Source organism: Comamonas sp. C24C (assembly GCF_053345995.1).
This window is the reverse complement of sequence record NZ_JBKFBC010000011.1, coordinates 53,919-67,754: the sequence shown is the minus strand read 5'-3', so window position 1 is coordinate 67,754 and position 13,836 is coordinate 53,919. Positions and strand designations below refer to the sequence as shown.

General features: G+C 59.4%; 11 protein-coding genes. 5 read left to right on the top strand and 6 right to left on the bottom strand.

Annotated features, from left to right (window positions below; all coding sequences use genetic code 11):
- The first annotated feature begins 229 nt into the window (after window positions 1-229).
- Window positions 230-814 (top strand): superoxide dismutase, encoded by a 585-nt coding sequence (locus tag ACLBXN_RS19085; RefSeq protein WP_043007846.1) that lies wholly within the window; start codon window positions 230-232, stop codon window positions 812-814.
- Window positions 815-999: 185 nt separating this feature from the next.
- Here the strand turns inward: ACLBXN_RS19085 and ACLBXN_RS19080 are convergent, their stop codons facing one another.
- Window positions 1,000-1,569, bottom strand: a complete 570-nt coding sequence (locus tag ACLBXN_RS19080) for an SMI1/KNR4 family protein (protein ID WP_447613183.1) — start codon at window positions 1,567-1,569, stop codon at window positions 1,000-1,002.
- Window positions 1,570-2,092: 523 nt separating this feature from the next.
- Complete coding sequence (locus ACLBXN_RS19075; RefSeq protein ID WP_407713360.1) at window positions 2,093-2,866, bottom strand: AraC family transcriptional regulator; 774 nt, start codon at window positions 2,864-2,866, stop codon at window positions 2,093-2,095.
- A gap of 179 nt (window positions 2,867-3,045) precedes the next feature.
- On the opposite strand from ACLBXN_RS19075, the gene ACLBXN_RS19070 reads away from it, so the two are divergent.
- Complete coding sequence (locus ACLBXN_RS19070; RefSeq protein ID WP_447613275.1) at window positions 3,046-4,281, top strand: MFS transporter; 1,236 nt, start codon at window positions 3,046-3,048, stop codon at window positions 4,279-4,281.
- Between the two features lie 438 nt (window positions 4,282-4,719).
- Complete coding sequence (locus ACLBXN_RS19065) at window positions 4,720-5,088, top strand: DUF1428 domain-containing protein (protein ID WP_343677611.1); 369 nt, start codon at window positions 4,720-4,722, stop codon at window positions 5,086-5,088.
- 199 nt (window positions 5,089-5,287) lie between these two features.
- Here ACLBXN_RS19065 and ACLBXN_RS19060 read toward each other — a convergent pair whose 3' ends face one another.
- The 4 genes from ACLBXN_RS19060 to ACLBXN_RS19045 form a co-directional block, all read right to left on the bottom strand.
- Window positions 5,288-6,802, bottom strand: coding sequence for a PepSY domain-containing protein (locus tag ACLBXN_RS19060; protein ID WP_447613182.1), 1,515 nt, complete (start codon window positions 6,800-6,802; stop codon window positions 5,288-5,290).
- Window positions 6,803-6,813: 11 nt separating this feature from the next.
- Window positions 6,814-9,000, bottom strand: coding sequence for a TonB-dependent receptor (locus tag ACLBXN_RS19055; RefSeq protein WP_447613181.1), 2,187 nt, complete (start codon window positions 8,998-9,000; stop codon window positions 6,814-6,816).
- Window positions 9,001-9,090: 90 nt separating this feature from the next.
- Window positions 9,091-9,450: a DUF2946 family protein gene (locus tag ACLBXN_RS19050; RefSeq protein ID WP_043007835.1), complete on the bottom strand. Its 360-nt coding sequence runs from the start codon at window positions 9,448-9,450 to the stop codon at window positions 9,091-9,093.
- A 399-nt stretch (window positions 9,451-9,849) separates the two neighbouring features.
- The gene (locus ACLBXN_RS19045) at window positions 9,850-10,143 is read right to left on the bottom strand and encodes an H-NS histone family protein (RefSeq protein ID WP_029158384.1); all 294 of its coding nucleotides are present in this window, start codon (window positions 10,141-10,143) and stop codon (window positions 9,850-9,852) included.
- Between the two features lie 321 nt (window positions 10,144-10,464).
- On the opposite strand from ACLBXN_RS19045, the gene ACLBXN_RS19040 reads away from it, so the two are divergent.
- Together ACLBXN_RS19040 and ACLBXN_RS19035 are read left to right on the top strand one after the other, a co-directional pair.
- Window positions 10,465-10,809: an energy transducer TonB gene (locus ACLBXN_RS19040; protein WP_447613180.1), complete on the top strand. Its 345-nt coding sequence runs from the start codon at window positions 10,465-10,467 to the stop codon at window positions 10,807-10,809.
- Window positions 10,810-11,544: 735 nt separating this feature from the next.
- Complete coding sequence (locus ACLBXN_RS19035) at window positions 11,545-13,776, top strand: NADP-dependent isocitrate dehydrogenase (RefSeq protein ID WP_447613179.1); 2,232 nt, start codon at window positions 11,545-11,547, stop codon at window positions 13,774-13,776.
- Window positions 13,777-13,836: the final 60 nt, after the last annotated feature.

Sequence of the window (13,836 nt, the reverse complement as noted above, 5' to 3'; positions counted from 1 at the left end):
CCAGCGTTCATGCGCTGTAATCCGTGAGCGCATGCTTTTTCCTGCGTGCGCAATAGTCCTGATGAATGGCGCGCAGCCTCTCAGTTCTTTCTACAATGGTTCGGTTAGTGCAATACTTGACGTCTGCAGTACAGCAATGTGCTTGCCGCCCTGGCCGGCACAACGGTCACCGCTCAGGCGCCATGGCACTGGACGGCTCCCAAAAATTTCAACCACGAGGAAAACCATCATGGAACGCACCCTGCCCCCCCTGCCATACGCTATTGATGCACTGGCTCCGTTCGGCTACAGCCAGGAAACGCTGGAATTCCATCACGGCAAGCACCATAACGCCTATGTGGTGAACCTGAACAACCTGCAAAAGGGTACCGAGTTCGAAAACATGGATCTGGAAGAAGTCGTCAAGAAGTCTTCCGGCGGCATCTACAACAACGCTGCCCAGATCTGGAACCACACCTTCTTCTGGAACTGCATGACTCCCAACGGCGGTGCAGAGCCTACAGGCGCTCTGGCCGATGCCATCAACAAGAAGTGGGGCTCCTACGCCGAGTTCAAGAAGGCTTTCGTGGCTTCGGCTGCCGGCAATTTCGGTTCTGGCTGGACCTGGCTGGTGAAGAAGGCCGACGGTTCCGTGGACATCGTCAACATGGGCGCTGCCGGCACCCCCCTGACCACCGCCGACAAGGCGCTGCTGACCGTGGACGTGTGGGAACACGCTTACTACATCGACTACCGTAACCTGCGTCCCAAGTTTGTCGAAACCTTCCTGGAAAAGCTGGTGAACTGGAAGTTCGCTGAAGCCAACTTCGCTTGATGCTGCAAAGCTGCGGTCTCTGACCGCAGGCTGTCTGCATTGACGAATGGGCCCACGATATTGCTATCGTGGGCCCATTTTTTTTTACGTTGGTGTGCCGGGAGCGACGGCAAAGGTGGCCGGACGGGGCCCGGTCGTACGTCGCCGCCATTGCCCGCGGGTGGCCCGATCTGCATAGCCTGGCTTCATTCAAGTTCGTCCAGCGGGCCGTTCAGGAACTCCTCTCTGTCGGAGTCGATGGAATCGGCTGCCGCCTGCAGGTAGGCGCCGAAGCTGGGCGCGATCCACTGGATCTGGTCGGGGTCGTGTACGTAGGCGATGATCTGGCCACGCTGGCCTTCAGGACCGGGGTGTTGATCGACCAGCAGCACGATATCTCCGTAAAAGCTGGCAAATGGCTGCCAGCCGGTCTGCCACCAGCGCCCGCTCAGGCGTGGGTCCTGTGACGCCGGACCGGCCAGATCCCACATGCGTTGGGCCCGCTTTTCCATGCCGGCTGCCTGGGCGGTTGCCTGTGCTGGCGTGAGAAGGTCCAGCGCATCCACAAAGCCTGGCCGCTGGAACAAGGGCTGGGTGCTGTCGGAACTGCTGCCCGTCGTAAGACGCCAGAGGGCGGCGAGATCGGGATCCAGCGGCCCGAGCTTTGCAGCCAGAGTGGCCAGCTCTTGCTCGCTGGCCGGAGGCATCGGATCGAAGGGCAACTGGAATGCGGCATACACGGCCTGCAAATGCGCAAGATACTGATCAGGTCTCATGGTGATTGGGGCGCCTTCATCAAAGGTGGACAGATTGGAGCGAGGGGGCCGTTGGGCTCGGATATCGGATGGAGGAAGTTCAGGGAGTGACCCATGTTCGCAGGAAACTGCGACCGATCGGGGCTTGGGAGACCTCGCGATGGGAGAGCTTCCAGAGGGTACGCCAGTCAGAGGAACATTTCTGCGCTGAATGGGCCGGCGCCGGTGATGCCGCATGTTTTTTGGCGAGGTTTTGCCGCTAGTTCGGTGGACGCAGTGGCGCATCGATCGGCTTTTCGTGAGCCGGTCGCTTTGAAGCGGGACGTGGCAGGCTGCTACCGTTGCTGAAATCAGGAGAGCTGGGCGTGCACGCAGGCGCGTCTCCGCGCGCAAGAGCGCCCGGCTTACAACCCATATGGTTTGACGCGAGGAGATTCAGCTTGGGGCAGCTCGTCCCTGGCTCAGAGGACGCTCACAGATGGACTATGGCTGGCCGCTCGATATTGATCGCGTTAGAAGAGCTGTAGCCAGATGAGGCACGGCGTCATTGGTAGAAACTGGACGGTGGGGTCTTGAAGTGGCGCCTGAACATCGCAGCAAACGCGCTCGGGCTGGAGTAGCCGCAGTCCAGGGCCACATCGATGAGCTTGTCGCCCTCGGCGATCCGGCGCAAGGCGTGGAGCAAGCGCGCCTGTTCACGCCACTGCGCGAAAGTCATACCGGTTTCCTTGGCAAAAAGCCGGTGCAATGTTCGCTCGGCCACGCCTATGGATTGCGCCCAGTCAGCGGCACTGGATGTATCCGAGGGATGTTTGGACAAGGCATCGCATATCGAGCGTATCCGCGTGTCGACCGGCATGGGCAGGTGCAGCGGTATGGTGCTGGAGACTCGAAGTTCGCAGACCAGCAAGTCCAACAGCAAGGCTTCGCGGCCTTCGACTTGCGCGGTTGGCGCAATCCTGACGGCTTCGACCAGCAGCTCGCGCAATAACGGCGATACGTTGATGACGCAACTTTCGGCGGGCAGATTCGCAATCTTTGTCTCGTCGATGTACGCGGTGCGCATCAGCACATCACCGGACATGGTCACATTGTGTCGCAGCCCCGCGAGCATCCATAGAGCACGGTTGGGCGGAACCACCCAGGAGCCGATGTCCGAGTGCACCACCATCACACCATCGGTGGCGTACAGCAGCTGCCCCCTCGGGTGTGAGTGCCATCCGGTAGAGCTTCCCGTCGGCCAGGCATTCTCCATGACGACCAAAGGGCGCGGCAGGTTGTCGAAGTGCTTGTGCTTTTCTGATGGATGGGCGTGCATGGCAGAAACTCTACAGAAGTTGGCAGATCAGCGTGCGACTGCCGTTCAGCTTCTCGGTACGCTTCAGTGCTGGCAGTGACCTTGATCATCCTCAAGGTCTAGATGCCCGAATCCATTTTGTCCATTGGGTCTGTCGAACTTCTCGTTCGCAGGCTTCCATCTGCTCTATGAGCCTTTCCATGTCTGCGAAATCTGCAACGCTCGACGCGCCGGCCGTGTCATCTTCTGGATCAGTGGCGGAGCAAAAGCCACACGGCTTTTTGCTGCCCATCGTCGGAGGCGCGGCCTTTGCCCACCTGCTCAACGACCTGATCCAGGCCATGCTGCCGTCGATCTATCCCCTGCTCAAGTCGAATTTCTCGCTCAGCTTCGGGCAGATCGGCATCATTGCCCTTGTTTATCAGGTCACAGCCTCCCTGCTGCAACCCTGGATCGGGATGTACACCGACAAGCATCCCAAGCCCTACCTGCTGCCTTCTGGCATGGTGATGACCTTGATTGGCATTGCACTGATCGCCACGGCAAATTCCTTTCCCATGCTGCTGATCGCCTCGGCCGTCATCGGCGTGGGCTCTGCCACTTTCCACCCCGAAGCATCGCGCATAGCGCGTCTGGCGTCGGGTGGCCGCTTCGGCACGGCGCAGTCCACCTTCCAGGTCGGCGGCAATACCGGAAGCGCTATCGGGCCGCTTCTCACGGCCGCCATCGTCATACCGCTCGGCCAGGGCGGAGTAGCCTGGTTCATGCTCGTGGCACTGGTCGCCATTTTTGTGCTGTATCGCCTTACGGTGTGGGTGCAGCATCATGGCCAGGCCAAGGCCAAGAGTCTGGCCAAGAGCCATGGAGCCGGCCTCAGCCGGGCCCATGTGATCCAGGCCGTGATCGTCATCTGTATTCTGATGTTTGCGAAATTTGTCTACATCGCATCGTTCACGAATTACTTCACCTTCTACTTGATCGAGCGCTTCGACCTCAGCGTGCAGCAAAGCCAGATGTTTCTTTTCATGTTCCTCGCTGCCATCGCCGCTGGAACGTTCGCGGGCGGCCCGGTGGGTGATCGCATAGGGCGTAAGGCCGTCATCTGGATTTCCTTTCTCGGCGTTGCTCCGTTCGCCCTAGCGCTTCCCTACGCAAACCTGTTCTGGACGGCGGTACTGGCCATCACCGTGGGTCTGGTGATGTCATCGGCATTCGCAGCACTCGTTGTCTACGCACAGGAGGCTGTTCCCGGCCGCGTGGGATTGGTATCTGGCCTGATGTTTGGTCTGATGTTCGGCATTGGTGGCATCGGCGCCGCCGGCCTTGGCGAACTGGCAGATATAAAGGGCATCGTCTGGGTCTACGGAGTCACATCGTTCCTGCCCTTGCTGGGTTTGGCCACCGCCTTTCTCCCCAGCACGCACCACAAGGCGTGATCTTCAGGCCTGCGACGATCGCTTCCGGGCCATGTCCTGCAAGGGCGCGTGGCTTCCAGATGCCCGCAATGCAAGTCCGCTGATGGACACCTGCTTCGCGCAGGCAGAGTCAAGGTCTAGCTGCAGGCGATCCGGCCAGAAGCCGTCGGTCACAAACGTCAGCCTTTGTGCACAGTAGCAGCGGTACTATCGAACCCAAAGTCGTCACCACCTTCCCGGCGAACCAGCCAATCAAGTTCAGGGCCAGCATGCCTGGGCATTGGTCTGGTTGCAGTTCGCCACAGACAATGTTGAATGCTCAGGCTCGGCTCATATTGCCCGAGCCTGAGCTGCGAGCCCAAAGGATCCACGTTGAAAGCAATGCAGCGGCGGACCCGGCGGGCATTCTGTAGCGGTGTTGTTCAAGCACCGACGGGCCAACTTGGCAGGAGTGAAAACATGTCATATATCGATGGTTTCGTGATCGCAGTCCCGACCGCCAACAAGGAAAAATTCATCGAGCACGCACGCAAGCTCGATCCGATATTCATCGAACTGGGTGCAATCCGCGTGATTGAGGGGTGGGGCGATGATGTCCCTGAGGGCAAGGTCACGGATTTCCGGCGCTCCGTCCTGGCCACGGCCGAAGAGACGGTGGCTTTCTCCTGGGTTGAATGGCCGGACAAGGCCACGCGCGATGCCGCTATGAAGAAGATGATGGAAGACCCGCGCATGGACCCGTCAGCTCCCGGCAACCCGCCCATGCCCTTCGACGGCAAGCGCATGATCTTCGGTGGCTTTGAACAGGTCGTCGAAGTGAAGGCATAAACCCTGCGCCGTGCCACTGGTTGCGGCTTGCTGATTGGCTCGCCAACGGCCTCACTTCACATGTGGCTGCGGTATCGGCTTGCGCCAATCCCGGGCGCAAGCGCAGCCGGGAATGTGCAACGCCCGACCCAGAACAAGGTCGGGCGTCTTTTCATGGCGATGGCACGCGAGGCTGGGCAGTAGCCCTATACGGCCCAGGTCAGGCTCGGAGCTTGTGGCTGATGAATAGCTTGAGCCGTCTGTAGCCCAGCACGATGCCTGTGAGTGCCAGCGCAAACGCACCCAGGCTGAGCAAGACCAGCATGACATCTCGCGGCCAAGCGCTGCGCAGCATCCACGGCAAGTCCCAGCTGTGCAGGAAATTGAACAGCCACCTGCCTGCACGCTGGCTACGGTCCAGGCTCAGCACCACATCACCGGAGTACGGGCTGATGTAGACGATGGTGTTGCCCGGATCCAGGAACTGCACCCTGAGTGCGGGTAGCTCGCGCGCCGCTGCCGCATACATGGAGGCCTCTCCCCGGCGGTAGTAGTAGGCGTCGTATTCGTTCAACCAGGCGGTGGAGCGTATGGCATAGGGCAGCAGCCTCTGCGCTGCCTGCTCCAGTAGAGACTGCTCAAGTGCGCGCTCCACCGTGGGAACAGCATTTGCGGGCAGCACGCGGGTGTCACCCGCTCCGTCAAAGGCCAGCAGGTAGGGCTGCCCATTCAGCCATTTCCATTCGACCTCGCGCGTGTCAAAGCCCTGGGCATCGAGCAGTGTCAGTGCTTGGTGTGCGGAGAGTCCAAAGCTCGTGACACCAGGGACTGCATGCTGGTAGGCGCGCAGGTCGGGACGGATTCCCTGCGGGCTGAAGAGTCCCAGTGGATTCATGGACATCAGACCGCTGAAAATCCAGCAGGTCATCACTGCCCCGAATACGAGGCCCGTGATGTGGTGCCAGCGCATCTGGAACTCTCGATAAGGAGTCTTGGCTCCAGATTTGTAGCGGCCATTGAAGCGCCATCGCCAGATGCCCACGAAGGTGCCGGTGATGGCAGACAAGGTGCCCAAGGCGGAGAGGCCGATGACCAACCAGCTCCATACGGGATCCCTGGAGCCATCGCGGAACATGTATACCCAGTGAAGCCAAGCCCCCACGTAGTTCCAGTAGCGTTGATGGCGCGGCACATCCATGACCACCTCACCGGTGCTTGAGGAGATGTAAAGCAGGCTTGATGCGGAATCATCCATCTGGACCTTGATGAGAGGCCTATGGGGATTCAGCAGGGCCGAGTGCGTCCAGCGATCGTCCTGGGTTCGACCTTGCAGAACGCCATTCGCTCCAGACGCGAATGCCCGGGCGCTGTGCAGTACGGTTGCGTCATCGGGTGGCGGAGCAACAGCGCCCGTCCCGGCATCAACGACTCGCAGCGTGCCGTCAGCCTCCTTGAGCCGGTAGCTTGGGCGGCCTGCAATCGTGGTGAGTGTGAGCTGCTGCACCTTGTCCGGAGATGGGCTGTGCTTGAGCTCGGATTCGAGCGGCAGGCAGCACTGACCGGTGCTCAGAGAGGGCAGTGCGCGCAGATGCTCGGACGGCAGCAGCTTGGGGTAGCCGACAAAGAGCATGACCACTCCGCTGAAGACCCATAGGGCCATCAGCACACAGGCAGCCACTGCTGTCCATCGATGCACCAGGAACACCAATCGTTTGGCATGGGCGGAAGTCCACATCAGCGGCCCGATCAGAAACGATGGTTCAAAGTCAGCTCGACACGTCGTCCTTCCCCGACAAACCACTGGGTATTGGTGTAGTAGGAAGTCGTGAAGTAGTGCTTGTCGAAGAGGTTGAACCCGCGCACTGTGAGCGTGGTGGCCTTGGTTGCCTTCCATTGCAGCGCCAGGTCAGCGGTGGTGTATGCCGGCAGCTTCAAGGTGTTTGCGTTATCTGCATAGCGCTTGCCCACATGGCGCAGACCGCCGGACAGCGTCCAGTCAGGCACGAGCTTCCAGCTGACCCAGACATTGGCAACGCGTTCCGGTACGTCCGTCGGCACATTGCCGTTACGCGAGACCGTAACGCCGCCTGCCGACTCGCTGAAATCGTCATAACGAGCCCTGAGCAAGGAGATGTTGGCATCGATCTGCACCGTCTTGCCAAGCGGCATCGATAGCGTGCCTTCAATCCCCCTGGACGAACGCTCGCCGACCTGCACGCGCAAGGCAGGGTTGGCGGGGTCTCGTGTCAGCAGATTGTTCTTGGTGATGGAATATGCGGCAAGCGTCCAGTCTCCCTTGCCCTCCCAGAACGATTGCTTGACGCCGATCTCGAACTGTTTGCCGGTCGATACATCGAAGGTGGAATTGGCCGCCGACAGCAGAAGCAAGCCGCTGACGGGGTCTGCCGCCCTGGAGGCTTGCGCATAGAGTGACAGATCGGGGTTCAGCTTGTAGACGGTGCCAAGGCGCCAACCGGTATTGGAATAGCTGCGCTTGAAGGCTTGATTGCCGGCGACCAGATCCTGGCGTGAGAGGTCCGTGTGGTCGAAGCGCGCGCCCGCCACGACAGACCAGCGATCGGTCAGTTCCAGCCTGTCTTCCGCGAACAGCGCATACTGCTCGGCCTTGTTCTGGTAGCGGGGAATGAAAGGGACGGAGCTGTTGTAGTTGCCGGGGGCCGGGTTGTAGGGATCCACGGAGCCCGAGCTGCCTGTGTAGGTGTTGTTGGTGTGCTGAAACGATGCCCGATTGACGTCGAACCCCAGGGAGAGCTGATTGGCGCGCCCGAACAGACTGCCGCTGAAGCTCACATCCGTCGTGTTGCCTGTCTGGGTCTGGTCGTGACCGATTTCCGTATTGTCCGAGCGGTCGATCAGCCCCGTGACCGTGTTGTATCGATAGGCTTCCGCATTGCGCCAATAGCGATCACTGCCGATGTGATAGAGCTTGCTGCGCACCACCACCTTGCTGCTGGGGGCCCATTGGGCGAGCAACTCGGTCCAGCGGTCCTTGTACTGAATACGGCTGTCCGCGACGTTGTAGTTGCGCTCGCGGATGGCTGGGTCCTGGACCCCATTGATCAGCGGTGTGCCGAAGTAGCGCATGGGCTTTTGCCGGCCCTGCGCATGCGACAGCTGCAGGTTGAGATCCGGGGTCACATCCCAGCGCAATGCGCCGGAGACTGTGCGATTGCTGGAGTCCCCGCGGTCCACCCAGCCCTGTGATTGATCGCCGCTGACATCCAGGCGGTAGGACCACTGGTCGTTGATTGCGCCGCCGCTGCCAAAGGCCAGCGCACGCCTGCCATTGGTTCCTGCCGTGGCCTGGATCTCGTTCTGAACAGGCCCGCGTGCCGGCTTTTTGGGGATCACGTTGACCACGCCGCCAATCGCGCCGTCACCATAGATCACGGATGCCGGTCCACGCAGAACCTCAATACGCTCGATGGACCAGGTGTCGAAGGGAAAGCTCACCCCGACGCCGCCGTACTGTCGCGTGCCGTCGTATAGACGCATGACCGAGGTGGTGTCCGTGAAACCTCTTGCCGATAGAGAGCTGCCGCTATTGCCCGGATGTCCGAGGCTGGTGATGCCGGTAGATCGCGTGATGGCGTCGACGAGAGTCGTGTCGCCGCGAGCCTCCAGTTGCTCGCGCGTGGTGACCTCGACACTGGCCGGTGTATCGCGTGCGCTGAGGTCGAGTCGGCTACCGGTGCTTACTGCGCGCTCCAGAGAGGTATTGCCCGAAGAGTGAACGGTGACCGTGTCCAGGGTGACATCGGCCTGCGCCCAACCCGCTGAAGAGGCCGCGAGAAGAGGCGCGGCTAGCGATAGCTGGGCAACGGTCAGCGCCACATGCTGGCGTTGGAACGGTAGGGACGAAACAGAGCGAGCGCTGCCATCAGGCGTCGCACCAAAAGAGTAAGAGGTCATGGAAAAACTGCGTGCAAGTGGAATCGGCCGGGCAGGGCTGAGCCCGACGGCGATAAGGTGCGGCCGTCTCAGTAGACGGGCACAGCTGACTTACACGAGTGCTGGTGGCCCTCGCGGGGGCAAAGCGGCCCCCACCAGCGCGGCAATGCGCGCTGAAACCACGGGATGCAGTGCCAGGCCGAGCGGCTGTGGCTGTACAAGATGCTGGGAGGTATAGGCCGGAGGTGCCGTGATGGTCAGGCACAGGGGGCAGTCCAGCGAATGATGCAGACCGGGTGTGGCTTGCCCGTCGTCATCCAGCATGATCACCTGCATGCTGCCGCTTGAGGTACAAACAACCTCGATGACTTTGGGATGCACGATGGGTGATGCGACTGCAATTCCCAAAGTCAGCATGAACCACGCCAAAACCAGGCGGGTCAGTGACAGGGAGTTACGCAGCGCTTGCATGGTCGCGCATTATGAAGCCTTCGCGCGGGAACTGAGCAAAGACCTGCGTTTGCCGCGTTTGAGCAGAGTCGAGTCACTCTAATCCTCCAGCATTCTTGCCCAGGCCTGGCTCTCAAAGGCCTGCGATAAAAAACGCCTGGTCTTCCAGAGGCCGGGTGTGTTTTTGCTCCTGACCGCGGCAAGCGGTTTCTGGAGCAGCATCGTCCAAGTCTCTGCGGTCAATGATTTTGCGACGGCCGTGTCGCCAGGAGCAGGGCGTCAGCAGGCGGTGCAGCCAGTATTTGACGAAGTGATAGCGAGAGAGACCACAAGCCTCAGCGATGCACCGGAAAAGGTGTCGCCGACAGGCCGTCGGTCGTGACTGTCTCCATAAAGAAAAAGTGGCCGCTAGGGCCACTTTTAAATCGCAAACTGCGAACGGTCTTGATCCTTGATCCAGTTCGGCGGCTTTCCTCGGCCGGTCCAGGTCTGGCCAGTCACTGGGTCGCGGTATTTGGGAGCCACTGTGCCTGCCTCGCGCTTTTGCTTTTGCTTGGCAGGAGGAAAGACATCATCCTGTGTCAGGCCGAAAGCCTCAATCAAATTCTTGATCTTTTGCACCGCGTCTGCGACTTCAGTCTTTCGGGCCGCAGCAATCTGTTGCTCAAGAGCCTCGCGTTGCGCCAACAAATCCTTATAAGAATGTGTACTCATCTAAAAGAGGTCCTATGTAAAGTTATGAACCAGCACTAAAGGGATGCACCCATACATGAGATACGTCGTTTATGCAGTTGGTTCACTTTCAGTCGAAAGTGACCGCGTACATTGTGTCTTGGTTTGAGGTAGGTCAACTTCAAAAAACTCAGGCGCAACACAAAAAAACGATTCTCGTGGGTTGCGCTGATCTGCGCTCAGGCATCTCGCAGGGCTCATATTCCATCGCAAGCGATGGAATGCCTGGCTGAGTTCAGATAGCCGCAATCTTTGAAACTTGAGGAGTCAGGGTCTACCGTGACTCGTATATATGATCGCAATATGAATTCAACCTCCCGTCTGCTGATTGCTGTCGCCGCAGTTGGCGGCTTTGTCGCCTGCTCGGCCCACGGTTCGGATGCAAGTATTTCACCGACATCTCGAATTCCAACGCCGAATTCCGATCTGCAGCCCCGAACCGATAACAAAGTCAAAGTCGTCGTCCGTGTGTTTGTCGAGGCAGATGGTCAGCAAACACAGGCACAAGTGAGCGAGTCCAGCGGAAATCCCAAAATTGACAAGGCCGCGCTGGAGACGGTTGCCGGTTGGAAATTTGTACCTGGAAAGCGCGATGGCATTGCCCATCCTATGTGGCACGTCGTTCCACTTATTTTCCAGCTGAATTAATCAGAGCGCGACTGGTCATCCATCGACACGCATGCCGAACTTCCGGGCTCGGGTCAGTCTGGGGCAGCGGGACAAGATCGCTGAATGGCTGTGGGGAAGTGATCGTTCTGGCGCCCAGGACTGGCGTTTGCAATGGCGGGCGCTCGAGTGAATTCCTGTTCTTGGCTGCAAAGCACCAACTTGTTGCAAGCCAGGCCTCTAGAAACGAATAGAGCGCCTTAATGTAGAGAGCCAGGTCATGGTCTCGGTGCAAACGTCGCAGAAATACTGTGAAGTCCCAGGGCCAGGGCATTCACCAACAGCACATGGCCTGGGTGATGGCTCCGGTGATCAGTGAGAAAACAACACATTCTGGGGCCTGAACGCTTGCCAATTCGTCAGCCTTGGTGCCAAGGCCTGTGCTACTTTGTGCCAAAGGCCGCGCAACGCAACTCTCTTTCGCAACCTTCATGACGGCGATGGCCGCAGAATGACTGCAGGATTCGATATTTTTACATGGTCGAAAACACGGAGAAAAGGCCGGTTTCCCTATGAAAACAGCTGATGAAAGTTGAGCTAAATCCCTGAGTCTTGTACAAGACTTAAAAAAACCGGCCCGGTTGCGCGTAGAATTTTGTATTGTGGGAACGCATTGCATCAAGAAAGTGTCGTCCCGCTGTGTCAGGCCCCATTGCGCAAGCCCGGGATGCAGGCCCAAGGCACCTTTCCCCCTTTTTTCACAACCTGAGACAAGAGATGAGTACGCAGCAACCCACCATCATCTACACATTGACTGACGAGGCTCCTCGCCTGGCTACCAGCGCATTCCTGCCCGTGATCCGTGCTTTCGCAGCACCGGCCGGCATCAATGTGGAAACCAGCGACATCTCGTTGGCAGGCCGTATCCTGGGCGAGTTTCCCGAGTTTCTGACGGAAGAACAACGCGTTCCCAACAATCTGGCCGATCTGGGCAAGCTGACGCTGACCCCCGAAGCCAACATCATCAAGCTGCCCAATATCTCCGCTTCCGTGGGCCAGCTGACTGCCGCCATCAAGGAGCTGCAGTTCAAGGGTTACAAGATCCCCAATCTGCCTGAGAACCCCACTACGGACGAAGAAAAAGACATCAAGGCGCGCTACAGCAAGTGCCTGGGCTCGGCTGTGAACCCCGTGCTGCGTGAAGGCAACTCCGACCGTCGCGCGCCTGCTGCGGTGAAGAACTACGCCAAGAAGCACCCCCACTCGATGGGTGAGTGGAAGCAGTGGTCGCAGACGCATGTCTCGCACATGAGCGAAGGCGACTTCTACCACGGCGAAAAGTCCATGACCCTGGACAAGGCCCGTGACGTGAAGATGGTGCTGGAGACCAAGTCCGGCAAGAGCATCGTGCTCAAGGAAAAGGTCAAGCTGCAGGACGCAGAAGTGATCGACTCCATGTTCATGAGCAAGAAGGCCCTGTGCGCTTTCTACGAGAAGGAAATCGAGGACTGCAAGGAGTCCGGCATTCTGTTCTCGCTGCACGTGAAGGCCACGATGATGAAGGTGTCCCACCCCATCGTGTTCGGTCACTGCGTGAAGATCTTCTACAAGGAAGCCTTCGAGAAGCACGGCAAGCTGTTCGACGAACTGGGCGTGAACGTGAACAACGGCATGGCCAATCTGTACGAGAAGATCGAGACTCTGCCCGCTTCGCAGCGCGAAGAGATCATTCGTGATCTGCACAAGTGCCAGGAAGATCGTCCCCGTCTGGCCATGGTCGATTCCGCCAAGGGCATCACCAACTTCCACTCGCCCAACGATGTGATCGTCGATGCTTCCATGCCCGCCATGATCCGCGTGGGCGGCAAGATGTGGGCTGCCGACGGCAAGCCTTACGACTGCAAGGCCGTGATGCCTGAGTCCACCTTTGCCCGTATCTACCAGGAAGTGATCAACTTCTGCAAGTGGCACGGCAACTTCGACCCCAAGACCATGGGCACCGTGCCCAACGTGGGTCTGATGGCGCAAAAGGCCGAAGAGTACGGCTCGCACGACAAGACTTTCGAGATCGCTGAAGACGGCGTGGCCAACATCGTGGACATCGCCACCGGCGAAGTGCTGATGAGCCAGAACGTGGAAGAGGGCGATATCTGGCGCATGTGCCAGGTCAAGGACGCTCCCATCCGCGACTGGGTGAAGCTGGCCGTGACCCGTGCCCGCAACTCCGGCATGCCTGCCGTGTTCTGGCTGGACCCCTATCGTCCCCACGAAGCCGAGCTGATCAAGAAGGTGCAGACCTATCTGAAGGACTACGACACCAACGGTCTCGAAATTCACATCCTCTCGCAAGTGCGCGCCATGCGCTACACGCTGGAGCGCGTGGCCCGTGGTCTGGACACCATCTCGGTGACCGGCAACATTTTGCGCGACTACCTGACCGACCTGTTCCCCATCCTGGAACTGGGCACCTCGGCCAAGATGCTGTCCATCGTGCCTCTGATGGCCGGTGGCGGCATGTACGAAACCGGTGCCGGTGGCTCCGCTCCCAAGCATGTGCAGCAACTGGTGGAAGAAAACCACCTGCGCTGGGACTCGCTGGGTGAATTCCTGGCCCTGGCCGTCTCCTTCGAGGACCTGGGCATCAAGGAAAACAATGCCCGCGCCAAGCTGCTGGCCAAGACCCTGGACGAAGCGACAGGCAAGCTGCTGGACCTGAACAAGTCGCCTTCGCGCCGTACCGGCGAGCTGGACAACCGTGGTTCGCAGTTCTACATCGCTCAGTTCTGGGCTCAAGCTCTGGCCGCTCAGACCGAAGATGCAGAGTTGGCTGCCAAGTTCGCGCCTCTGGCCAAGGCCCTGGCCGAGAACGAAGCCAAGATCCTGGCTGAGTTCAAGGAAGTGCAAGGCAAGGCTGCCGATATCGGCGGTTACTACATGCCCGACGTGGCCAAGATGGACGCCATCATGCGCCCCAGCGCGACCTTCAACGCCGCCATCGCGTCGGCGTAAGCCGGCTTGCCTCGCAGGGCGGGTGACCCCGCCTGCCCGCAGGCATTGACCCATAAAAAG

What these genes read in the sequence shown, in the direction of transcription:
- ACLBXN_RS19045 (WP_029158384.1), bottom strand. Translation starts at nt 10,143, where the DNA reads ATGAGTACACATTCTTATAAGGATTTGTTGGCGCAACGCGAGGCTCTT.
- ACLBXN_RS19055 (WP_447613181.1), bottom strand. Translation starts at nt 9,000, where the DNA reads ATGACCTCTTACTCTTTTGGTGCGACGCCTGATGGCAGCGCTCGCTCT.
- ACLBXN_RS19060 (WP_447613182.1), bottom strand. Translation starts at nt 6,802, where the DNA reads ATGTGGACTTCCGCCCATGCCAAACGATTGGTGTTCCTGGTGCATCGA.
- ACLBXN_RS19070 (WP_447613275.1), top strand. Translation starts at nt 3,046, where the DNA reads ATGTCTGCGAAATCTGCAACGCTCGACGCGCCGGCCGTGTCATCTTCT.
- ACLBXN_RS19065 (WP_343677611.1), top strand. Translation starts at nt 4,720, where the DNA reads ATGTCATATATCGATGGTTTCGTGATCGCAGTCCCGACCGCCAACAAG.
- ACLBXN_RS19040 (WP_447613180.1), top strand. Translation starts at nt 10,465, where the DNA reads ATGAATTCAACCTCCCGTCTGCTGATTGCTGTCGCCGCAGTTGGCGGC.
- ACLBXN_RS19080 (WP_447613183.1), bottom strand. Translation starts at nt 1,569, where the DNA reads ATGAGACCTGATCAGTATCTTGCGCATTTGCAGGCCGTGTATGCCGCA.
- ACLBXN_RS19085 (WP_043007846.1), top strand. Translation starts at nt 230, where the DNA reads ATGGAACGCACCCTGCCCCCCCTGCCATACGCTATTGATGCACTGGCT.
- ACLBXN_RS19035 (WP_447613179.1), top strand. Translation starts at nt 11,545, where the DNA reads ATGAGTACGCAGCAACCCACCATCATCTACACATTGACTGACGAGGCT.
- ACLBXN_RS19050 (WP_043007835.1), bottom strand. Translation starts at nt 9,450, where the DNA reads ATGCAAGCGCTGCGTAACTCCCTGTCACTGACCCGCCTGGTTTTGGCG.
- ACLBXN_RS19075 (WP_407713360.1), bottom strand. Translation starts at nt 2,866, where the DNA reads ATGCACGCCCATCCATCAGAAAAGCACAAGCACTTCGACAACCTGCCG.